We start from the raw sequence: 21,142 nt of genomic DNA, 5'->3' as shown, positions 1-21,142 counted from the left end.
CTAGCGGTTCCTGCTGCCGGCGGCCGCCGCTGCCCGGTTGGGCTGCCCCGGGGCCGCCTGGGGCACGGGCAGCCGGGACAGGATGCTGCGCAGGATGCTGTGCGGGGTCTCGCCTGCGCCGGCAGCTTTCCGGTCAAGGATGATCCGGTGCGCCAGGACGGCTTCGGCCACATCACCGACGTCGTCCGGAAGCACAAAATCGCGCCCGTCCAAGGCGGCGGTGGCCTTGGCGGCGCGCAGCAGCTGCAGCATGGACCGGGGGCTCGCGCCCAGCCGCAGCAGCGGGCTTTCCCTCGTGGCCCTCCCTATCGAGACCGTGTATTCCTTCACGGGATCCGAGACGTAAACCTGCTGGACGGTGGCGATCATGGCGGCAACATCGGAAGCGGTGACCACGGGGGTGACGGTGGCCAGCGGCGAGACTGCCTGGTGCGTCTCCAGCATCTCGATCTCTGCGTCCTTGTCCGGGTAGCCCATGGAAATCCGGGCCATGAACCTGTCCCGCTGCGCCTCCGGCAGCGGATATGTCCCTTCCATTTCGATGGGGTTCTGGGTGGCCACCACCATGAACGGCTCATCGAGTTTGTAGGACGTGCCGTCCACCGTGACCTGGTGCTCCTCCATGCATTCCAGGAGGGCCGACTGGGTCTTGGCGGACGCGCGGTTGATTTCGTCGCCGATGACGATGTTGGCGAACACCGCGCCGGGCCGGAATTCGAAGAGCCTGGAGGCCTGGTTGTAGATGGACACCCCGGTCACGTCGGAGGGGAGGAGATCCGGGGTGAACTGGATGCGGTTGACGGTGCAGTCAATGGTCCGCGCGAGGGTTTTTGCCAGCAGGGTCTTTCCGACGCCGGGCACGTCCTCCACCAACAGGTGGCCCTGGGCGAGGAGGACGGTGAGCGCCAGCTTGGCGGCATCGGACTTGCCGTCGATGACGGTATTGACCGTGGTCAGGATGCGTTGCGCTGCTGCGTGGAAGGCACCGGAATCCATGGCTGCAGGCCGGTGGCCGTTCAGGTGGCTGACGGAATCGGCGACGCCGGCCAGGTTCAGGTTCGGTGCGCCTGCGTTGTTGGCAGTGCGTCGGTGGGGTTCCATCGGCAACCTTTCAGCCCGGGTTTCACCTGGACGTGACAGCAAGCCTGCCTTCGCCCCTCGGTGGGCGTGCGCGTGTCTTCGTTCCAGACTACTAACACAACTGCCGTGCCTGACAGAGAGTTCCGGCAAATATAGGGGAGCCTTGGGCCGTTAGGCTGGTTGGATGTGCAATTCGTCGATTCCCGCCGCCTACCGGGTGCCCGCCGCAGACGCGGAACCGGAAGCGGACGCCGGGCGCCGGAAGGATTTCCCGCCTGCGCCGGAGCCCCTGCCAGTACCGGTCATGGACAACCACACCCACCTGGACTTCCCGGAAGGAAAGGGTCCCGTCGGGATCAAAGCTGCACTGGATGCGGCAGAGGCCGTGGGCGTGCAGGGTGCGGTGCAGGTGGGCTGCGACCTGGAGTCCTCGCGGTTCACGGCGGAGGCGGTGGACCAGGACCAACGGCTCCTGGGAGCTGTGGCACTGCATCCCAACGATGCTCCGCACTACGCCGCCCGGGGCGGACTGGAAGCGGCCCTTGCCGAGATCGAACAGCTGGCCGCGCATCCCCGCATCCGGGCCATCGGCGAAACCGGGCTGGACTTCTACCGCACCGAAGGCGAAGGGCTGCGGCACCAGGAGTACTCCTTCAGGCGGCACATCGACATCGCCAAGCGCCTCGACCTCACCCTGCAGATCCATGACCGGGACGCGCACAGCGACGTGGTCCGTGTGCTCCGGGAGGAGGGTGCACCGGAAAGGGTGGTGTTCCACTGCTTCTCCGGTGACGAGGACCTGGCACGGACGTGTAACGAACAGGGCTGGTGGATGTCTTTTGCCGGCACCCTGACGTTCAGGAATGCCGCCAACCTCCGTGCCGCGCTCGCGGTCGCGGACCGGGAGCTGGTCATGGTGGAAACGGACGCTCCCTTCCTGACGCCGCACCCGCACAGGGGGCGGCCGAACGCGAGCTATATGGTCCCGTACACCGTGCGGGCCATGGCAGAATTGACAGGCTCCGACCTCGCCGCACTATGCACCTCCATCAGCGAAAATACCGTGCGGGCATACGGATCCTGGGCTTAATCCCACCCTTCTGCGACACCCGCGATCGCATACCTGGTATGCAAAAATGTTGGCTGCTTTATAACGCTACGGTTACAGTGGGAAACTATTAGCCGGGGTCGGGGAAGGCCAACGGGTAATTTCACTCCACGTGCAGCCGGGCCCGTCTGTCCAACATCGGGCCTTGCCGCTGCGCGGAGTGTGGTGGCGCACTGGTGCCCGGACTCTCCTTTTTGAGGTTGCTCCGGGCATTTTATTGCGCATTCCCCGTGCCCGGATGGACCGAGAGTTACGGGCAATCGTGATCAAGTTCTTCACATCGGACGGCAAGTTCAGCTTTATAAAGGTTGGCGCCCAGCTGCTGGTGCTTTGCGGCCTGGTCGCAGGCCTCGTAGCCTTCGTGGGCAATAACAAAACAATCACGCTTAACGTGGACGGCCAAGCGTCGTCCGTGCAGTCCTTTGGTGGAACAGTGGAACAGGTGGTCAAGAGCGCCAACCTGGACCTGAAGCCCGGCGACCGCGTTTCCCCCTCCCTTGACGCCACCGTCCAGAACGGCACCGTCATCAACATCAACCAAGCCAAAGAAGTCAAGGTCAGCCTTGACGGGGCCGAAAAGACGGTCAACACCACGGCGCAGGACGTCGAAGACCTGGTGACTGAACTCGGTGTGGCCAGCGCCTCGTCGGTTTCGGCGCCCAAGGATGCCACCCTTTCGCTGGCCGGTTCCTACGTCTCCATCTCCACGCCCAAGACCGTCAGCATCGTGGCCGACGGCAAGGTGAACACCGCCACCACCACCGCCCCCACGGTCGGCAAGGTCCTCGAAGACTCCGGCGTGACCCTCGGCGCCAACGACCGCACCTCCCAGCCGGCCAACGCCAACGTGGTGAACAACATGGTCATCAAGGTTTCCCGGGTTGACACCGGCCAGACCGCCGTCACCAGCGAAGACGTTCCCTTTGACACCGTCACCGCCGAAAGCGCGGACATGCTCAAGGGTGAGAAGGAAGTGACCCAGGCCGGGGCCGCCGGAAAGATCGAGCGCACCTTCAAGCTGGTGCTCGTGGACGGCCGGGAGGCTTCCCGCACCCTGGTTTCGGAAAACGTAGCGGTCCAGCCGGTCACCGAGAAGGTCACCGTGGGCACCAAAGCCAAGCCTGCACCCCAGGCCGCCGCAGCCCCCGCGGCCGCCAACACCGGCGCAGCAGCACCGGCCATGATGAACGAAGCCATGTGGGACAAGATTGCCCAGTGTGAGTCCACCGGAAACTGGAGCATCAACAGCGGCAACGGCTACTACGGCGGCCTGCAGTTCGACATCCAGACCTGGATTGGCGCCGGCGGCGGCGCCTATGCGCCCAACGCCAGCCTGGCCACCAAGGCGCAGCAGATCGACATCGCCAACCGCGTCTACGCACAGCGTGGCCTGTCACCGTGGGGCTGCGGCTGGGCCGCCAGCCGCTGATCGGCCGGCATCAACGCGCAAAAAACGGCTGTGGCCGGCCCCGGGTACTCCGGGGCCGGCCACAGCCGTTAACGGGGGAGGGCCAAGTGCCGCGCGGGATAGGATACCTAGGTGACTGAACCGATCCCCGCCGTTCCCGCACCGTTGTTCGGTGCCTCCGACATACGCCGGATGGCAGAGGAAATTGGGGTCAGGCCCACCAAGACCCTGGGCCAAAACTTTGTCATTGACGGCAATACCATCCGCCGGATTGTGGCCGCGGCAGGCGTGGGGCCGGATGAAACAGTGCTCGAGGTCGGTCCGGGGCTGGGCTCCCTGACGCTGGGGCTGCTCGACGCGGCAGCGGCGGTCGTCGCCGTCGAAATCGATCCGGTCCTTGCCGCAAAGCTCCCCGAAACCGTGAAGGAATGGCGCCCGGCCGCTGCAAACGCGTTTCACCTGGTGCACGCCGATGCCATGAAGGTCACCGAACTGCCGGTGCAACCCACGGCGCTCGTAGCCAACCTGCCCTACAACGTGGCAGTTCCCGTGGTGCTGCACCTCCTGCAGCATTTCCCCAGCCTGCAGCACGGCCTGGTGATGGTGCAGGACGAGGTGGCAGACCGGTTGGCAGCCGGACCCGGATCCAAAACCTACGGTGTTCCCTCCGTCAAGGCCGCCTGGTACAGCCAGATGCGCAAGGCCGGCGTGATCGGCATGAACGTCTTTTGGCCGGCCCCCAAAATCCATTCCGGGCTTGTGGCCTTCACCCGCCGCGAACCCCCCGCCACCACCGCCACCCGCGAACAGGTGTTTGCCGTGGTGGACGCCGCGTTTGCGCAGCGGCGCAAAACGCTCCGGGCCGCCCTGGCAGGCTGGGCCGGGGGAGCGCCGGAAGCTGAGCGTTGCCTGCTGGCAGCCGGCGTCGACCCCACCGCACGCGGCGAGGTCATCGACATCGCCGCATTCGCCAGGATCGCCGAAGCCAGGGAAAACCGCCCGTGAACGCGGGACTTGAGAGGGCGGCCAGGGGGCGGTTCGCGGCCAGGACGGTGCGCGTCAAGGCACCCGGCAAGGTCAACGTGTCCCTGGCCGTTGGGCCGCTGCGGCCTGACGGCTACCACTCGGTGGCCAGCGTCTACCTCGCAGTGTCCCTCTATGAGGAAGTGGCAGCCACCAGCACCGCCGCCCCGGGAATCACCATCAGCCTCAGCCCCGAAAGCACCCTGGACCTCGACGCCGTCGACATTCCCCTGGACAGCAGCAACCTTGCGTACAAGGCGGCCGCCATCATGGCCGACGTCTCCGAACACGCCACCGGCGTGCACCTGGAGATCACCAAGCGGGTCCCGGTGGCCGGCGGCATGGGCGGCGGATCGGCCGATGCCGCTGCCACGCTCCTGGCCTGCGACGCCCTCTGGAACAGCGGTCTGTCCCGTGAGGAACTGGCACACCTTGCAGCGGAACTGGGTGCCGACGTCCCCTTCTCGCTCCTGGGTGGAACCGCCGTCGGACTTGGCCTGGGCGACGAACTCTCTCCGGCCCTGGCCAAGGCGCAGACCCACTGGGTCCTGGTGGTGGCCGACTACGGCCTCTCCACTCCCGAGGTGTACCGGACCCTGGACCGGTTGCGCGACGCCGAGGGAATCGACGCCGGGGAACCCACCGGTGTTGACCCGAAGATCCTGGCGGCGCTGCGGGGCGGCGACGCGGAATCCCTGAGCCGCGTGCTGGTCAACGACCTGCAAAGGGCGTCCATTGAACTCTCGCCTGCGATGCGCGATACGCTGGGAATCGGCGAGTCCCACGGCGCCATGGCGGGCATGGTCTCCGGATCCGGCCCCACCGTGGCTTTGCTGGCCGAGGATTCCGTGGCAGCCGCTGCCCTCGCAGAGGACCTGCAGCGCTACGGCCTGACAGCACTCGCCGTCCACGGCCCGGTCCCGGGCGCGCGCATCATCTCCGACACCCTCCTTTAATACTTCCAGTCCGGCAGCAGAAAGCAGTTCCCTTTGGCACACCTTCTTGGCGGCGAAAACCTCACGGTTTCCTACGCAACCCGCACCGTCCTGGACGGCATCACCCTGGGACTGGAGGAGGGGGACCGGATCGGCATGGTGGGCCGCAACGGTGACGGCAAGTCCACCCTGATGCGACTGCTGTCCCTGCGCTCCACCCCGGACTCCGGCCGTGTCACCAAACGCGGCGACGTCAACGTGGGATACCTGGACCAGAGCGACGTACTCGACGGCGACCTCACGGTGGGTGCTGCGATCGTAGGGGACCAGGCGGACTACGAATGGGCCCGCAACCCCCGCATCCGGGAAATCATGGGCGGCCTGGTGTCCGACGTCGACTGGCACGCCAATGTCCACGCCCTCTCCGGCGGCCAGAAGCGGCGGGTGGCCCTGGCCAAGCTGCTCATCGAGGACCACGACGTCATCATGCTCGACGAACCCACCAACCACCTCGACGTCGAGGGCGTTGCCTGGCTGGCCCGGCACCTGAAGACGCGCTGGCGGCCCAACCAGGGCGCCTTCCTGGTGGTTACCCACGACCGTTGGTTCCTCGACGAAGTCTGCACCAAGACCTGGGAGGTCCACGACGGGATCGTGGACCCCTTTGAAGGCGGTTACGCCGCCTACGTCCTGGCCCGGGCCGAACGGGACCGGATGGCATCCGTGGTGGAGGGCAAGCGCCAGCAACTGGTTAAAAAAGAACTCGCCTGGCTGCGCCGGGGTGCCCCTGCCCGGACCGCCAAGCCGAAGTTCCGGATCGAGGCAGCCAACGCGCTCATCGCCGACGTTCCGGCTCCGCGTGACTCCATGGCGCTGAGCAAGATGGCCACCGCCCGCCAGGGCAAGGATGTCCTGGACCTTGAGAACGTGTCCCTGAACTTCCAGGGCGGCGACGACGGCAGGAAGCTCTTCGACAACATCACCCTCCGGCTGGCCCCGGGGGAGCGGCTGGGCCTGGTGGGCGTCAACGGCGCCGGCAAGACCACCCTCCTGAAACTGCTCAACGGCGAGATCGCGCCCGACGCCGGGAAGCTGAAGCGCGGCAAAACAGTGGTCACCGCGGTCCTCACCCAGGAGGTCAAGGAGCTCGACGACGTCGCTGACCTGCGCGTCATTGAGGTCATTGAGCGGGAAAAGCGTTCCTTCAACGTGGGCGGCAAGGAATTCACGGCCGGCCAGCTGGTGGAGCAGCTCGGGTTCACCAACCAGAAGCAGTGGACGCCGGTGAAGGACCTCTCCGGCGGTGAGCGCCGCCGCCTGCAGCTCCTCCGGCTGCTGGTGGGCGAACCCAACGTGCTGATGCTCGACGAGCCCACCAACGACCTCGACACCGATACCCTCGCCGCCGTCGAGGACGTCCTGGACGGCTGGCCGGGCACCCTGGTGGTGGTCAGCCACGACCGCTACCTGCTCGAAAGGGTGACCGACCACCAGATGGCACTGCTCGGCGACGGCAAGCTGCGCGGCCTGCCCGGGGGCGTGGACCAGTACCTGGAACTGCGCGACTCAGCCTTGGCCGGCTCAACCGTGACCGGCGGCGGAAACCCCGTCACCAGCGCCGGGCAGGCGCAGGCTGCCGGGGGCACCGGTGCAGGCCCCTCCGAGGCCGAGAAGCGCGACGCCCGCAAAGCCCTCAACAGGATCGAGCGCCAGCTCAAGAAGCTCGACCAGGAGGAAAAGAAACTCCATGACGCCATGGTGAAAACCACCGAGGCCGGCGACTTCGACAAGCTCGCCGACCAGAACAAGCAGCTTAAAGACCTCACGGACGAAAAGGACGCCCTGGAACTGGAGTGGCTGGAGTCCTCGGAACTCCTCGGCGACTGACCCCCTTCGCCGCGGACGGAACCACGGCAAGGCTTAGGGTTCAGACTGCAGCTCAGGGTCCTTCTTGAGGCCGGTCAGGCCGTTCCAGGCGAGGTTGACCAGGTGCGCGGCAACGGTCTGCTTGTCGGGCTGGCGGCTGTCCTGCCACCATTGCCCCGTCATCGCCACCATGCCCACGAGCATCTGGGCGTACATGGCGCCGTCTTCGCCGCTGAGGCCGCGGCGGGAGAATTCGTCGGAGAGGATGTGTTCCACCCGGGCGGTGACGTGGGACAGCAGGGTGGAGAAGGCGCCCTCGGGCTGTGAGGGCGGAGCGTCCCGCATCAGGATACGGAAGCCCTCCGTGCGTTCCTCGATGTAGGTAAGCAGGGCCAGGGCGGCGCGTTCCACGAGGACGCGGGGCTTGGCTTCCTCGGTGAGGGCGGCGTTGACCGCGTCCAGCAGGATGTGGAATTCGCAGTCCACTACTTCGGTGTAGAGGCCTTCCTTGGAACCGAAGTGTTCATAGATGACCGGTTTGGACACTCCCGCGCAGGCTGCAATCTCCTCGATGGTGGTCCCGTCCAGCCCCCGGACGGCGAAAAGGCCGCGGCCGACGTCGATCAGCTGGCTCCGGCGCTGCAGGCCAGTCATCCGCATCCGCGGAAGGTTGTTGCTCACCTTCCCATCATGCCCCACCGCCGGCGGCGGTATTCAGCGGGGCGGGCGGGAGCGGAGCGCCCCGTGTCGCGCGGGGCCCTGAACCCGTGGCAAAATAGGGACTTGTGCCCCGGGCCTTGAGTCCTCCGGCACGGTCCGCTCTGGTGTAACGGCAGCACCCCGGCCTTTGGAGCCGTGGAGTATAGGTTCGAATCCTATGGGCGGAACTGCTGCGCGGGGCGCGATCATGAGGATGGCACCCGGTGCCCGGCGGCCTGGCCCGCCGGACGCCGTCAAGCGCCAGCACAACCAAGCAAGGAGAGCCCGTACGTGATCCCCGAGAATGCCGGCCCGGCCGCTGTAATCGTTCTGGCAGCAGGCGCCGGTACCCGGATGAAGTCGCGTACCCCCAAGATCCTGCATGAGATCGGCGGCCTCTCCATGGTGGGCCACGCCCTCCGTGCGGCCCGCGGCATCGCCCCACAAAGGCTTGCGATTGTGGTGCGCCACGAACGCGACCTGGTGGCCGGCCACGTATCGGCCCTCGACCCCGACGCCGTCATTGTGGACCAGGACGACGTGCCCGGCACCGGCCGCGCCGTGGAAGCCGCCCTGCATGCCCTGCACGCGGATGAGGACCTGGCTGGAACCGTGGTGGTCACCTACGGTGACGTGCCCCTGCTGTCCGGCGACCTGCTGAAGGAACTCGTTGCCACCCACGAACGCGAAGGCAACGCCGTCACGGTCCTCACGGCGGTCCTGGACGACGCCTCCGGCTACGGCCGCATCCTTCGCGGTGAGGACGGCTCCGTCACCGGCATCCGCGAACATAAGGACGCCTCTGAGGCCGAAAAGCTGATCCGGGAAGTCAATTCCGGGATCTACGCCTTCGACGCCGGTGTGCTCCGCGAGGCGCTGGCCAAGGTGACCACCGACAACGCCCAGGGCGAGAAATACCTCACCGACGTGCTGGGACTCGCACGCGAGGCAGGCGGCCGCGTTGCCGCCGTCGTCACCGCTGACCGCTGGCAGGTGGAGGGCGCCAATGACCGCGTTCAGCTCGCCGCCCTCGGCGCCGAGCTGAACCGCCGCACGGTGGAAGCCTGGATGCGTGCCGGCGTCACTGTCGTGGACCCCTCCACCACCTGGATCGATTCCTCCGTCACCCTGGACGAGGACGTCCGGCTCCTGCCCAACACCCAGCTGCACGGCACCACCACGGTGGCCAGGGACGCCGTCGTGGGCCCCGACACCACCCTGACCGACGTCGAGGTCGGCGAGGGCGCCACGGTGGTCCGCACCCATGGCTCCGGCTCGGTGATCGGCCCGCGCGCCGCCGTCGGCCCCTTCACCTACCTTCGCCCCGGCACCGTCCTGGGCGAAAAGGGAAAGATCGGCGCCTTTTACGAAACCAAGAACGTCACCATCGGCCGTGGCTCCAAGCTGTCCCACCTGGGGTATGCCGGGGACGCCGAAATCGGCGAGGACACCAACATCGGCTGTGGCAACATCACGGCCAATTACGACGGCGAGAAGAAGCACCGCACGGTGATCGGCTCGGGCGTCCGGACAGGCTCCAACACGGTCTTTGTTGCCCCGGTCACCGTGGGGGACGGCGCCTACAGCGGCGCCGGCGCGGTGATCCGCAAAGACGTACCGGCCGGTGCCCTGGCGCTGAGCATCGCCGCGCAGCGCAACACCGAAGGCTGGGTTCCGGCGCACCGCCCCGGAACCCGCTCCGCCGAACTGGCCCAGGCGGCCACCAACGACTCCTCAAGTACCCCGGCATCTACAGAAGAGGGCAAGTAACAATGAGCGAAATTACGGCGCACGGCGAGAAGAAGCTGGTGCTTGCCTCCGGGCGGGCCCATCCGGAGCTGGCCCGGGAAATCGCCAAGGAGCTCGGCACCGAACTCCTCCCGCTGGATGCCTACGACTTCGCGAACGGCGAGATCTACGTCCGCGCCGGCGAGAGTGTCCGCGGCACCGACGCCTTCGTGATCCAGGCGCACCCCGCCCCGCTGAACAACCACCTGATGGAACAGCTGATCATGATCGATTCGCTGAAGCGGGCCTCCGCCAAGCGGATCACCGTGGTTTCGCCGTTCTATCCGTATGCCCGCCAGGACAAGAAGGGCCGCGGCCGCGAACCCATCTCCGCCCGGCTGGTGGCGGATCTCTACAAGACCGCCGGCGCCGACCGCATCATGAGCGTGGACCTGCACACCTCCCAGATCCAGGGCTTCTTCGACGGCCCGGTTGACCACCTGATGGCCATTCCGCTGCTGGCCGACTACATCCGGACCCGCGTGGGCTCGGACAACATCACCGTTGTGTCCCCGGACACCGGCCGCGTCCGCGTTGCCGAACAGTGGGCCGAACGCCTGGGCGGGGCACCCCTTGCCTTCGTCCACAAGAGCCGCGACCTCACCGTCCCCAACCAGGCCGTCTCCAAGACCGTCGTGGGCCAGATCGAGGGGCGCACCTGCGTCCTGATCGACGACATGATCGATACCGGCGGAACCATCTCCGGCGCCGTCACCGTCCTGAAGAACGCCGGCGCCAAGGATGTCATCATCGCGGCCACCCACGCCGTCTTCTCCGACCCCGCCGCCCGCCGCCTCTCGGAGTCCGGCGCGCGCGAAGTGGTGGTCACCAACACGCTCCCGCTCGGTTCGTCCCAGCGCTTCCCGCAGCTGACGGTCCTTTCGATCGCGCCACTGATCGCCAGGGCCATCCGCGAGGTGTTCGACGACGGTTCGGTCACCAGCCTCTTCGACGGCAAGGCCTAGGACAGTACTTGACGAAACCCCGCCGGCAGGAGCCGGCGGGGTCTGGGCCCACGCCGCCCCCTGAGCTTGCGAGCTCAGGGGGCGGTGCGGATTAAAGGAAATGGTCCCCGCACTGGTAGGCTTTTAGGCGATACCTTGGCGAGGGAGGGCATAACCTCCGTTATCGACTGGGTCTGCGTCCCTCCTGCGGGGACTGCCTTCTTGAAGGGCCGCCTTCCGGCCGCCCGGCGTTGAAGGTCACACCAGACCTCCGCCCTTGCTGAACCCCGTTTAGTCTTCAAGGAGATTTCCATGTCTGAGCAGAAGCTCGCAGCAGAACTGCGCACCGAATTCGGCAAGGGCTACGCCCGCCGCGCCCGGATGGCCAACCTGATCCCCGCCGTCATCTACGGCCACGGCGCAGACCCCATCCACGTGACCCTGCCGGCAAAGGCCACCACCCTGGCCGTCCGCACCCCCAACGCCCTGCTGTCCCTGGACATCAACGGCGAAGGCCACCTGGCCCTGGTCAAGGACGTCCAGCGCGATCCCGTAAAGCAGATCATCGAGCACATCGACCTCCTGACCGTCCGCCAGGGCGAAAAGGTCACGGTTGACGTTCCGGTCCACGTTGAAGGCGAATCGGCCCCCGGCACCGTCCACAACCTGGAACTGACGGTCGTCTCCCTCGAGGCCGAGGCCACCCACCTGCCCACCGCCATCGAGGTCAGCATCGAAGGCCGCGCCGCCGGCGAGCACATCCACGCCTCCGACCTGGTCCTGCCCAAGGGCACCGTCCTCCTGACCGACGCCGAGGCACTCGTGGTGAACATCTCCGAGGCCGTCGAAATCGCCGAGGAAGGCGAAGAAACCGAAGCTGCCGCAGAAGGCGCAGCAGAGGAAGCTCCCGCAGCCGAAGAAGAAGCAGCCGAGTAACCACTCCGCCGTTTCCCGCAGTGGCCGGACCTCCAGGGGTCCGGCCACTGCCATGTCCGCAGGCCGGCGTCCTTCTATGCGCTGCCATCCTGTCCACGCCGTCCCCCTAGGATTGAACCCATGACAGACACCTGGCTGATCGTCGGCCTCGGCAACCCCGGTGCGCAGTACCAAGGCAACAGGCACAACGTAGGCCAGATGGTGCTCGATGAAATTGCGGGCCGCATCGGGGCCGGCTTCAAGACCCATAAGGCCCGGGCCCAGGTCCTTGAAGGCCGGCTGGGCATTGGTGGGCCCAGGGTGGTCCTGGCGAAGCCGATGAGCTACATGAACGTTTCCGGTGGGCCGGTCTCCGCCCTCGCCAACTTCTATGGCATCGCCGCAGACCATGTGGTCGCGGTACACGACGAGATCGACATCCCGTTCAACACGGTCAAACTCAAGCTCGGCGGCGGGGAAGGCGGCCACAACGGTTTGCGGGACATCTCCAAGGCGCTCGGCACCAAGGACTACCTGCGGGTCCGCGTAGGGGTGGGCCGTCCGCCCGGCAGGATGGACACCGCCGACTACGTATTGCGCGACTTTGGCGCCGCGGAGCTCAAGGAACTGCCCTTCCTGCTGGACGACGCGGCCGATGCCGTAGAGTCCCTCCTCCGTGACGGGCTCACCGCCGCCCAGCAGAAATTCCACCCTGCCAAAGCGGCCTCACCACAGACAGAAACGTAAAAGTTCCCTCCGGCCCTGTTTCCGTGTCTGTGGCACAGGGTACTCTTCTTCCTATGCGGGGGAGCAATGGGGCTACATCCCGCTATTGCAGGATGTAGGGGAAAAGTTCATGTCGATCGAGCCACTCAGCTGGGGACGTGGGTCAACGCCGCAAGGTGACGGGCTGCCCACGCCGACCTCCGGGGCCCCGGAGGGCCAGCAATGGTCCATGCCTGCACGAAGCGCCAACCTCGACGCCGTCCGCACCGCCCTGACCAGCGAAAACTCCCTGGGTGTCGTGATCACCGGTGCCAGGGGAGTGGGTAAGTCCTCCTTGGCCCGCGCAGCAGTTGCGGACCTCGGTCCGGACGTCTGGTCATTGCAGCTCCGGAGCGGGCCTTCGGGCTCCACCACCCCGTACGGCTGCCTGTCGTTCCTGCTGGCCCGGCTGCCGCAGGCCTACATGGGGTCGCCCACCGCCATCCTGCGCGGCATCACCTCGCTTATCCGCAGCGACGCCGCCGGAAGGCCCTGCGTCATCACGCTGGACACCTCCACCAGCATCGACGACATGAGCGCCGGCGTGCTGCTGAACGTCCTGCTGACCGGTACGGCGAAAATTGTTGCCGTTGCCCCCAATTCCAGTGACTTGCCGGCGGATTTCCACTGGCTGCTCACGGACCGGAAGCTGACCGAAGTACGGCTCAGCAACCTCAACGAGCTGCAGACCAGGCAGGTCCTGCTGTCCCTGCTGGGCCACCGCGTCGCTTCCTCCCTGGTCAGCACCTACCACCAGATGGTGGGTGGAAATCCCTTGCTGCTCAAAGCCCTGGTCACCGAACAGCAGCTCTCCGGAAACCTTGTCCTGTCTGATTCCGTCTGGACGCTGCGGGACAAGGTGGTCCTCGACGGCGCTGCCAGCCTTGATGACATCGTCCGCTCCCGGTGGTCGCGGGAAACACCCGGAACCCGGGAGGTCATCGAGATGCTCTCCTGCGCCCGGCGGGTGGAGCTCTCCAGCCTTACCGCCATTTACGGCGCGGACGTGGTCGCTGACATGGAAGACGGCGGACTGCTGGAGATTGATGACTCCGAGCACCGCTGGGTGTCGCTGCGGGAGAAATACATCGGGGACGTCGTCAGGACCTGGCTGAGCATTTCCCGGCGGCGGGAGCTTCGCAACGTTTTGCTGGGCGGCCGGGAGCCGGATCCGGCAGCCATGACGGTGGAGGAACTGATGTCCTTTGCCGCCTGGACCCACGAGTGCGAGGCCGAGCTGGCTCCGGCGCTGGCGCTGGCGGCGGCCCAGGCCGCGGTCCAGCTCTTCGATCCCCGTTTTGCTTTGACCTACGCGGAAATGGTGCAGAGGACCGACGCCGGGTGGGCGTCCGCGCAGCGGCAAAAGGCCGCGGCGTACCTTCAGTTGGACCTGCCGGTCCAGGCCCTCTCCGCCCTGGAGGATATTTCCCAGCCAGAACTTGAAGCCCTGGACTTTGAGGAATATGCCCAGGTAGTTGCCGCCAAAGCGCGGGTCATGCGCTCCCTTCCGGAGCAGGCGGCCAAGGTCCCGGAACTGCTCGCCTTCGCCCGGGAACGGCTGGACCGGACGGCCCAGGGGTCTTCCTGGCCCGCGCCGGCAGCAGTGGCGGCGAACCGCATCTCCTTGAGTGAATTCGAATACCAGGCCCATGCCGGTGAGTACGCTGCCATGATCCCCGCGCTCGAACGTGCGGCCGATCCCGCCGTCAACCCGGACACCGAGTTCCGGCTCCAGTCCGCGATCACCCTGATGAGCGCCCTCGCGCTGACCGGTCGCGAGATGGACGCCCTGGGCCTTATGCGGCAGCTCGGCGGCCAGCTCACCGACGCCTCGCACATCGTCGGCCTCCGTGAGCGCTACATCAGGGAGGCCTACTTCGTCCTGCTGGTGGCGGGGCAGTGGCGGCGCTGCATCGATCTCCTCACCCCCTTCAGCGCCGGCCAGCCCCACCGGCTGCCGTACCGCAGCGCCGCCACCGAGCTCGCTGCCGGGGTGGCCTTTGCTTTTTCCGGCCGCGGCGAAGCCGCCCTGGAGCCCCTGATCTCCGCTGCAGCCCAGCTGGAGCTGCAACCGGTCCAGGCGGCGCTGCGAACCGCGTACGCGGCCACGGCCCTGGCTTATGCGCAGACCGGCAACGCTGCGTTCGCCCGCAAGTACCTCACCAAGCTGCAACGGACGTCCGGCAAGGCAGGATTCGCCACGGAGAGCATCATCGAATTCTGTGCGCTGGTCGCCGGCCGGTGGCTGGGAGACTCGGAAGCGGTGGCCGGCCTCAAGCAGGGTGCCCGCCGTAACCTGGAGGCGGGCAGGCACACCATCGCCGGCCTCTACCTGCTGGCAGCAACCGTGAACGGCAGCGATACCGACTTCCGTCTTCTGGAGGACATCGCCGGTCACCGGCAGGGCCCGCTGGCGGAAGTGTCACGGCTGATCGCCGTCGGAAGCAGGACAAAGGATGCCAAGGCCCTGCTCGCCGGCGGCGAACTCGCGGCCACGCTCGAACTCGACGCCGTGGAAGCCCGATGCATGGCACTTGCGGTGGATTTCGCCCGCCAGGAGGGGGACGCCCTCTCTGCACGGACGGCGCAGGCACGGCTGGACATCCTGGCCGCCACAGTCTCCAACCTGCCGATCGTGCCCAGCAGCGGGAGCCCGCTGCTGACCAGCCGGGAACGGCAAATTGCCCGGATGGCCGGCCGCGGCGCCTCAAACCGTGACATCGCCATGGAAATGGGTGTGTCAGTCCGCACCGTTGAAGGCCATCTGTACCAGGTCTTCACTAAGCTGGGCGTGACTTCAAGGGGTGATCTGACTGGACTCGTCTAATGGCCACAAGCCGCCGGCTGCGCACCGGCTCCTGACCGGCCGCCGGGAGCCGGTGGACCGGATCTGCAACATGGTGCGGAACGGCACCCACCAGGCCGTCTTCATCATGGCCGGCGCGGGCATTGGAAAGTCGGCAGTGACTGACGCCGTGACGGAGCGCCTCGCCGGGAGCATGAGCATCCTGCGCATCCACGCCAGCTCGGCCCTGGCAGGGGTGCCGTTCGGGGTCCTGACTCCCTATACGGGGGAGCTCACGGCGGAGGAGTCTGTCTCACCCGTCGCGGTGCTCCGTTCCATGTGGTCTTACTTCGAGAAGCTGAAGGGCGGCAACGGAGCTCCTGTCCTGCTTGCCGTGGACGATGCCCACCACCTGGACGACGCATCGGCAGGCGTGCTGGCCGAGGTGATCTCGGCCGGCTGGGCCACCGTGGTGGCGGCCGCCCGTCCCCGGCCCGGCCTGCCGCAGCCGTTGGACCAGCTGTGGTACGACGGTCTTGCCGAGCGCGTGGACCTCCGTCCCCTCAACCGCGAACAGATTGAAGAGGTCCTGGCCCACGCCCTTGACGGGACAGTCCCTGGAGCGACTGTGGACGCCATTTGGAATGCGTCGGGAGGCAACCCCCGGATACTCGATGCCCTGCTCCATGACTCTGCTGAGGCCGGCGTCCTCGCTAAACGCAACGGAATCTGGATGCTGCTGGGCTCCCTGCCCGCGGACGGGCCACGCCTTGCAGCGGTGGTGGCCAAGGACCACCTCCGGCGCGGGCCCGAGGAACAGGAAGCCCTGAAGCTCATCGCCCTGGCAGGGCCGGTGGGCAGGAAAGTCATCGAAGACATCAGCGGGGCTGCGGTGGTCCGTTCACTGCTGGACCAGCAAATGATCGTTGAAGCGCCCGGAATCCCGGCCGAGCTTGCCCTCTGGAACGGGCTCTTTGCCGGCGCCATCAGGAATACTGTCTCCGTCTCCCGCAGCCTCCAGCTGCTGGAGAAGGTCAAGGCCCACCAGGACCCCACCCTGCTGCAGGGGGAGGGCCGGCTGCGGTCCGTGGAGTGGGCCCTGGAGTGCGGACTCCGGGTCAGTGACGACGAGCTGCTGTCGGCAGCCAAAGAGGCCCTGCTGAGGTTCCGCAACCACAGTGCGCGTTCCATCGCGGCACGCATCCACCATCCTCCGCTGGTTCCGATGGCCCAGGCCATCCAGGCGCGGGCACTGTACAACGAAGGCTCCTATTCGGAGGCCGCGGCCCTCCTGGACGCCTGCTGGCTCCCGCTGGCGGGGGACACCGAGGGTCCGGCGGTCCTGCTGCTCCGGGTTTCGGCACACCAGGCCCTCGGCCACACCCTTGGCGTGGTGGCGGATGACGTCGAAAAGCACGCCGCACCTTCCGGCGGCGAAAAGAGCTGGCAGGAAGAACTCCTGCACCTGCTGCAGCTGGCTGCCGAGGTCAACGTCCAGGCGTTGAACGACTACGTGGACGCCATGCGGAAGCGCCGCGCAGGCTCCGGCGGCGAACCCCTCCGTGCCATGGCCGAGGGGCTGCTGGCCCATGCCCTGGCTTCCGCCGGACGCCCCGTACAGGGCCTGGAGGCTGCCCTGCTGGCAGCCTCGGAGCTTCCCCCGTTGCAGGGCAGCCTTTTTTTCTTCCCGGAGTTCGTGCTGGGGCGGCTGGTCTCCGACTACCTGGCCATGGGTGAATGGGAGTCGGCTGAGCGGGAACTCAACCACTACGCCGCCGGAAATGCGCCCGGGGCCGCCACCTTCAACGGAAGCCTTGAGCTGCTCCAGGGCTACTCGCTGCTGCGGCAGGGGAGAATGGAGCGCGCCTACCAGGTGCTGCTGCCCGCCGTCGAGGCGCTGAGGCTCAACGACCCGCTGCAGCTGTACCGGTTCGGCACCGCACTGGGCTTCTACGCCGCGGCCAGGCTGGGGGACTCGGAACAGGCAAAGCGCCTGGAACAGGATCACAAAGATGCCGGTGCCGGCTGGCCCGCGCATGATCTCCTTGCCGAAGCCTACGTGTCCGCGGCTGCCGAATACCTTGCCCGGGACGGCAAGGGCCTGGCCGCCTTACAGACGCTGATGACCACCACGGAGGCGTCCGCCCGGACCGGAAACCTCCTTGAAGTCTTCGCCATGTGCTGGGACCTCGGTGACCCCTCGGTTGTCCCCATGGTGCAGACGGCCGCCCGCGGCGTGGAAGGCCGCTGGGCGGAAGCCCTGCTGACCCTGGCCACCGCTTGGGAAAACGCCGACGGCGATACCCTCATGGCAACGGCTGCCTCGCTGGAGGAGGCAGGCTTTGTCAACCTGGCCCGGGAAGCGTATGCCCGCGCCAGCACGGTACTGGAACAGGCCGGCGAACGCCGCCGGTCCCGGCAGGCCGTTGCCCAGCGCGAGAAGTGCGACCACGAACTCGGGGAACGGTTCCGGGAAGGCCGCTTCATTGCAGCGGCGCCGGCCGTCCGCCTCACCCGGCGGGAACAGGACATCGTGGAGCTGGCAGTGCAGGGGCTGACCGACCGGGAGATTGCGCAGCGGCTGATGGTCTCCGTACGGACGGTGGAGGGCCACCTGTACCGCACCTACGTCAAGCTTGGGGTCCGAAGCCGCGATGAGCTGGAGTCCGCCCTCCCCAAGTAGGTCCCGGCCGCCGCGCGCGCTGTTTTCCGCCTAGCTGTCCGTTCCCAGGTCCTGTGCGCCCTCGTGCGGGTAGCCGCTGCCCGCCGGACGCAGTTACCCGCTGCCCGCGGGACGTAGGTTCCCGCGGGACGCAGTTACCCGCTGCCCACGGGTCGCCGGCCGCGTAGGAGGGCCGCGCCCCGGTAGTTCTCCCCGGGGGATTCGAGTACTTCCTACTCGTGTACGGGAGGCCGCCGCAGGCTTTACTTAAGGAGGCAAAGCAAAGCGGCCGGCTGGAAGCCGCGGAGCAGGCCGAACAGGACATTGAGGCCCTCTCAACTTCCGGTCCCCACGGGGCCCGGGCATAGACGGGGCCGGCGACGTCAGAGTCTTCTGAGACCGAGACTCTCCCCCCAGCCGTCGCCGGCCCTCTGCTCCCTCGGCTGAAGCCCGGGGCAGCGGTGGCGGCTGCCCCTCCCGGGCGGCCGCCACAGCCGTGTGTGGGACAATTGGGTGTCAGACATTGGCAGCCCAAGGAGTTCGTTTTGGCCGTAGTATCAACGCCAGCCACACTGGAACATGCCGTCCCTGTCATGGACAACGCCGAGGTGCTGCGCATCCGCAATGACTTCCCGGTCCTCAACCAGCTGGTCAACGGGCAGCCGCTGGTCTACCTCGACTCCGGGGCCACGTCGCAGAATCCCTTGAGCGTCATCGAAGCGGAGCAGGAGTTCTACGAGCAGCGCAATGCTGCGGTGCACCGCGGGGCCCACCATCTTGCGGTGGAGGCCACGGAGGTCTTCGAAGACGCCCGGCAGACCATTGCCGACTTCATTGGTGCCGACTACGCCGAAACCATCTGGACGTCCAACGCCACAGAAGGACTGAACCTCCTGTCCTATGCGCTCTCCAATGCCGGGCTGTGGGCTGCCCAGGGGCGCGGCGACCAAGCCCTCAGGGGGCTGGCCCTGAAGCCCGGAGACGAAATCGTGGTGACGGAAATGGAGCACCACGCCAACCTGATTCCGTGGCAGGAGCTGGCATTCCGCACGGGGGCCACGCTCCGCTACATCCCCATTGGGGATGACGGCAGCCTCCGCATGGAGCAGGCGGAAAGCATCATCGGCCCGCGCACCAAAGTCCTGGCTTTCACCCACGCTTCGAACGTCCTGGGAATCATCAACCCCGTACAGGAACTGACGGCCCTGGGACATGCCGTGGGCGCCTTGGTTGTCCTGGATGCCTGCCAGTCCGCGCCGCACCTGCCCTTGGATGTCAAGGAGTTGGACGTGGATTTCGCGGTCTTCTCCGGCCACAAGATGCTTGCCCCCACCGGGATCGGAGTGCTCTACGGGCGCCAGGAGCTCCTGGACATCCTGCCGCCGTTCCTGACGGGCGGATCCATGATCACCACTGTCACCATGGAACGGGCCGAGTACCTTCCGGCGCCGCAGCGTTTCGAGGCCGGGACGCAGCGCATCTCCCAGGCAGTTGCCCTGGCCGCCGCCGCCAACTACCTCACCGAGACGGGGCTGGACCGCATCCACCGGTGGGAGGCAGAGCTGGGCCAGCGCATGGTGGTGGGACTGGAGGGCATTCCCGGTATCAGGGTCTTGGGTCCGGCCGCCGGGCAGGAGCGGATCGGCCTTGCCGCGTTCGACGTCGAAGGTGTCCACGCCCACGACGTCGGCCAGTTCCTGGACTCACGGGGAATTGCCGTCCGCGTGGGGCACCACTGCGCCCAGCCGCTGCACCGAAGGCTTGGCTTGACCGCCACCACCCGCGCCAGCGCCTACCTCTACAACACCACTGACGACGTGGACCGCTTCCTCGAAGCCGTCGCGGGCGTCCGGGCCTACTTCCGCGCCTAGCGGAGAAGACGAAAGGTGACACCATGAGCCTTGACCAGCTGTACCAGCAAATCATCCTGGATCATTCCAAGGCCCGCCACGGCAGCGGGCTGGCCGCCACGGAAGCACCCGAAGGCACTTCCACAGGGCAGTCCCACCAGCTCAACCCCGTGTGCGGAGACGAAGTGACCCTTCGGCTCGCCGTCCAGGAGGGAAAGGTGGCCCAGATTGCGTGGGACGGGGCCGGGTGCTCCATCTCCATGGCCTCCGCATCCGTCCTCACCGACCTCGCCGAGGGCATGACAGTGGCCGAGCTGCATGAAGTCATCGACAGCTTCCGGGAGGTGCTGCGCTCCCGGGGCAAGGTCCACGCCGATCCCGAACTGCTGGGGGACGCCGCTGCGTTCGAAGGAGTGGCCCGCTACGCAGCCCGGGTGAAGTGCGCCATGATTTCCTGGGTGGCGGCCGAGGACGCGCTCAACCAGGCGGCCTGAGCCGGACAGCAAACAGCCCGGGCCTTCTCCAGCAGGAGGAAGGCCCGGGCTGTTTCGCGCAGACGGCGCCTGGCGTGGTCCGGCAGCCTAGCCGAGCAGGCCGAGGACGCCGATTACGGCGGTGGCCAGTCCGAGCACCATGGAGATGCTTACCAGCACCACGTGCACGGTCAGGAACCTGGTTGCCTTGCCGGCGGCATCCCTGGCGCGCGGATCCTTCATGACCCGGCGAAGGAACTGCGGCCAGACCACCAGGGACCAGACGCCGGCGATGATCAGGACCAGCGCGGCGAAGACGGGAAGCTGCATGGGGCTAGTGGCTTTCCAGCCAGGCCTGCGCCTGGGCAGCCTGCAGGTTCAGTGCCTTGGCCACCATGGGCTCGGCGGCGTCGGCGATCTTTCCGCCGAGGAACGGTACCGAAGACTTCACGGCGCCTTCCAGCTCAACGCGGGTTCCGCCGGCGTCGGCCACCAGACGCTGGACAGCGGTGACGTCCACCGGGGCGCCCGCGATCTTCAGCGAGATGTTGCTCTGGCGGGAGCCGTCCGCCGCGGGGGCTTCCCAGTTCTCCACCTGGGTCACCTTGAGGTGCTCACCCACGAATTTACGGGCGATTTCGGGCAGCCGGGTCGTGGGGAGGGTGCGTACGGAGGTGGCGTTGAAGGCCCCTGCGATGTCGCCGTCCACGGTGAATGATTCCAGGGTGCCCCCCACCAGCTGGCTGACGTGGCGCTGGAAATCCTCGTTCACCAGCACAGCGGCAACGCTGTCAACGGAGTGCGGAAGGGTGGTGGTTGCGCTCAGCGCCATGGGTCCTCC

General features: G+C 67.0%; 17 protein-coding genes and 1 tRNA gene. 14 read left to right on the top strand and 4 right to left on the bottom strand.

All coding sequences use genetic code 11. The features are described from left to right. Positions 1 to 1,101: an AAA family ATPase gene (locus BACI349Y_RS13295; RefSeq protein ID WP_159632501.1), complete on the bottom strand. Its 1,101-nt coding sequence runs from the start codon at positions 1,099 to 1,101 to the stop codon at positions 1 to 3. Between the two features lie 163 nt (positions 1,102 to 1,264). Between BACI349Y_RS13295 and BACI349Y_RS13290 the strand changes: the two genes are divergently transcribed. From BACI349Y_RS13290 to BACI349Y_RS13270, 5 genes are all read left to right on the top strand, one after another. Continuing rightward, positions 1,265 to 2,170 (top strand): TatD family hydrolase, encoded by a 906-nt coding sequence (locus BACI349Y_RS13290; RefSeq protein ID WP_159632500.1) that lies wholly within the window; start codon positions 1,265 to 1,267, stop codon positions 2,168 to 2,170. A 256-nt stretch (positions 2,171 to 2,426) separates the two neighbouring features. Beyond that, complete coding sequence (locus BACI349Y_RS13285) at positions 2,427 to 3,617, top strand: resuscitation-promoting factor (protein WP_224025473.1); 1,191 nt, start codon at positions 2,427 to 2,429, stop codon at positions 3,615 to 3,617. Between the two features lie 111 nt (positions 3,618 to 3,728). Further along, a complete protein-coding gene (rsmA, locus tag BACI349Y_RS13280) occupies positions 3,729 to 4,601 on the top strand; it encodes a 16S rRNA (adenine(1518)-N(6)/adenine(1519)-N(6))-dimethyltransferase RsmA (RefSeq protein ID WP_159632499.1) in 873 nt (290 codons plus the stop codon). After that, positions 4,598 to 5,575: a 4-(cytidine 5'-diphospho)-2-C-methyl-D-erythritol kinase gene (locus BACI349Y_RS13275; protein WP_159632498.1), complete on the top strand. Its 978-nt coding sequence runs from the start codon at positions 4,598 to 4,600 to the stop codon at positions 5,573 to 5,575. The genes rsmA and BACI349Y_RS13275 overlap by 4 nt, the downstream gene beginning before the upstream one ends. A 33-nt stretch (positions 5,576 to 5,608) precedes the next feature. After that, on the top strand, positions 5,609 to 7,441 hold the full coding sequence (locus tag BACI349Y_RS13270; RefSeq protein ID WP_159632497.1) for an ABC-F family ATP-binding cassette domain-containing protein: 1,833 nt from the start codon (positions 5,609 to 5,611) through the stop codon (positions 7,439 to 7,441). A 33-nt stretch (positions 7,442 to 7,474) separates the two neighbouring features. Here BACI349Y_RS13270 and BACI349Y_RS13265 read toward each other — a convergent pair whose 3' ends face one another. Then, positions 7,475 to 8,101 carry a TetR/AcrR family transcriptional regulator gene (locus BACI349Y_RS13265; protein ID WP_159632496.1) on the bottom strand — a complete coding sequence of 209 codons (627 nt, stop codon included), beginning with the start codon at positions 8,099 to 8,101 and terminating at the stop codon, positions 7,475 to 7,477. Between the two features lie 134 nt (positions 8,102 to 8,235). On the opposite strand from BACI349Y_RS13265, the gene BACI349Y_RS13260 reads away from it, so the two are divergent. The 9 genes from BACI349Y_RS13260 (at position 8,236) to sufU (ending at position 20,322) form a co-directional block, all read left to right on the top strand. Continuing rightward, positions 8,236 to 8,307: transfer RNA gene (locus BACI349Y_RS13260), tRNA-Gln, on the top strand. Between the two features lie 103 nt (positions 8,308 to 8,410). Then, positions 8,411 to 9,889: a bifunctional UDP-N-acetylglucosamine diphosphorylase/glucosamine-1-phosphate N-acetyltransferase GlmU gene (gene glmU, locus BACI349Y_RS13255; protein ID WP_159632495.1), complete on the top strand. Its 1,479-nt coding sequence runs from the start codon at positions 8,411 to 8,413 to the stop codon at positions 9,887 to 9,889. A 2-nt stretch (positions 9,890 to 9,891) separates the two neighbouring features. Beyond that, the gene (locus BACI349Y_RS13250) at positions 9,892 to 10,872 is read left to right on the top strand and encodes a ribose-phosphate diphosphokinase (protein WP_159632494.1); all 981 of its coding nucleotides are present in this window, start codon (positions 9,892 to 9,894) and stop codon (positions 10,870 to 10,872) included. Positions 10,873 to 11,163: 291 nt separating this feature from the next. Beyond that, the gene (locus tag BACI349Y_RS13245; RefSeq protein ID WP_159632493.1) at positions 11,164 to 11,787 is read left to right on the top strand and encodes a 50S ribosomal protein L25/general stress protein Ctc; all 624 of its coding nucleotides are present in this window, start codon (positions 11,164 to 11,166) and stop codon (positions 11,785 to 11,787) included. Between the two features lie 120 nt (positions 11,788 to 11,907). Then, positions 11,908 to 12,513: an aminoacyl-tRNA hydrolase gene (gene pth / locus BACI349Y_RS13240; RefSeq protein WP_159632492.1), complete on the top strand. Its 606-nt coding sequence runs from the start codon at positions 11,908 to 11,910 to the stop codon at positions 12,511 to 12,513. A 208-nt stretch (positions 12,514 to 12,721) separates the two neighbouring features. Continuing rightward, the gene (locus tag BACI349Y_RS13235) at positions 12,722 to 15,358 is read left to right on the top strand and encodes a helix-turn-helix transcriptional regulator (RefSeq protein ID WP_236560831.1); all 2,637 of its coding nucleotides are present in this window, start codon (positions 12,722 to 12,724) and stop codon (positions 15,356 to 15,358) included. 70 nt (positions 15,359 to 15,428) lie between these two features. Continuing rightward, positions 15,429 to 17,999 carry a LuxR family transcriptional regulator gene (locus tag BACI349Y_RS13230; RefSeq protein ID WP_236560830.1) on the top strand — a complete coding sequence of 857 codons (2,571 nt, stop codon included), beginning with the start codon at positions 15,429 to 15,431 and terminating at the stop codon, positions 17,997 to 17,999. A gap of 524 nt (positions 18,000 to 18,523) precedes the next feature. After that, entirely contained in the window at positions 18,524 to 19,849 is a 1,326-nt protein-coding gene (locus BACI349Y_RS13225; RefSeq protein WP_159632489.1) for a SufS family cysteine desulfurase, read from the top strand. Positions 19,850 to 19,872: 23 nt separating this feature from the next. Next, positions 19,873 to 20,322, top strand: a complete 450-nt coding sequence (sufU, locus tag BACI349Y_RS13220) for a Fe-S cluster assembly sulfur transfer protein SufU (protein WP_159632488.1) — start codon at positions 19,873 to 19,875, stop codon at positions 20,320 to 20,322. Positions 20,323 to 20,409: 87 nt separating this feature from the next. On the opposite strand, the gene BACI349Y_RS13215 is transcribed toward sufU, so the two are convergent. Both BACI349Y_RS13215 and BACI349Y_RS13210 read right to left on the bottom strand, forming a co-directional pair. Then, positions 20,410 to 20,631 carry an SCO4848 family membrane protein gene (locus tag BACI349Y_RS13215; RefSeq protein ID WP_159632487.1) on the bottom strand — a complete coding sequence of 74 codons (222 nt, stop codon included), beginning with the start codon at positions 20,629 to 20,631 and terminating at the stop codon, positions 20,410 to 20,412. A gap of 4 nt (positions 20,632 to 20,635) precedes the next feature. Further along, positions 20,636 to 21,133: a DUF2505 domain-containing protein gene (locus BACI349Y_RS13210; protein ID WP_159632486.1), complete on the bottom strand. Its 498-nt coding sequence runs from the start codon at positions 21,131 to 21,133 to the stop codon at positions 20,636 to 20,638. Between the last annotated feature and the right edge of the window lie 9 nt (positions 21,134 to 21,142).

Origin of the sequence: Arthrobacter sp. 8AJ (assembly GCF_902506025.1) — a bacterium.
Taxonomy (GTDB): Bacteria; Actinomycetota; Actinomycetes; order Actinomycetales; family Micrococcaceae; genus Arthrobacter.
Note: the sequence above shows the minus strand (reverse complement) of the source record. Positions and strands in the feature narration are given on the sequence as shown.

Excerpts from the sequence above, each read along its gene's own strand:
- BACI349Y_RS13245 (WP_159632493.1), top strand. The coding sequence starts at position 11,164 with ATGTCTGAGCAGAAGCTCGCAGCAGAACTGCGCACCGAATTCGGCAAG.
- BACI349Y_RS13295 (WP_159632501.1), bottom strand. The coding sequence starts at position 1,101 with ATGGAACCCCACCGACGCACTGCCAACAACGCAGGCGCACCGAACCTG.
- BACI349Y_RS13250 (WP_159632494.1), top strand. The coding sequence starts at position 9,892 with ATGAGCGAAATTACGGCGCACGGCGAGAAGAAGCTGGTGCTTGCCTCC.
- BACI349Y_RS13285 (WP_224025473.1), top strand. The coding sequence starts at position 2,427 with ATGGACCGAGAGTTACGGGCAATCGTGATCAAGTTCTTCACATCGGAC.
- BACI349Y_RS13230 (WP_236560830.1), top strand. The coding sequence starts at position 15,429 with ATGGTGCGGAACGGCACCCACCAGGCCGTCTTCATCATGGCCGGCGCG.
- pth (WP_159632492.1), top strand. The coding sequence starts at position 11,908 with ATGACAGACACCTGGCTGATCGTCGGCCTCGGCAACCCCGGTGCGCAG.
- BACI349Y_RS13215 (WP_159632487.1), bottom strand. The coding sequence starts at position 20,631 with ATGCAGCTTCCCGTCTTCGCCGCGCTGGTCCTGATCATCGCCGGCGTC.
- BACI349Y_RS13290 (WP_159632500.1), top strand. The coding sequence starts at position 1,265 with ATGTGCAATTCGTCGATTCCCGCCGCCTACCGGGTGCCCGCCGCAGAC.
- BACI349Y_RS13210 (WP_159632486.1), bottom strand. The coding sequence starts at position 21,133 with ATGGCGCTGAGCGCAACCACCACCCTTCCGCACTCCGTTGACAGCGTT.
- BACI349Y_RS13235 (WP_236560831.1), top strand. The coding sequence starts at position 12,722 with ATGCCTGCACGAAGCGCCAACCTCGACGCCGTCCGCACCGCCCTGACC.
- sufU (WP_159632488.1), top strand. The coding sequence starts at position 19,873 with ATGAGCCTTGACCAGCTGTACCAGCAAATCATCCTGGATCATTCCAAG.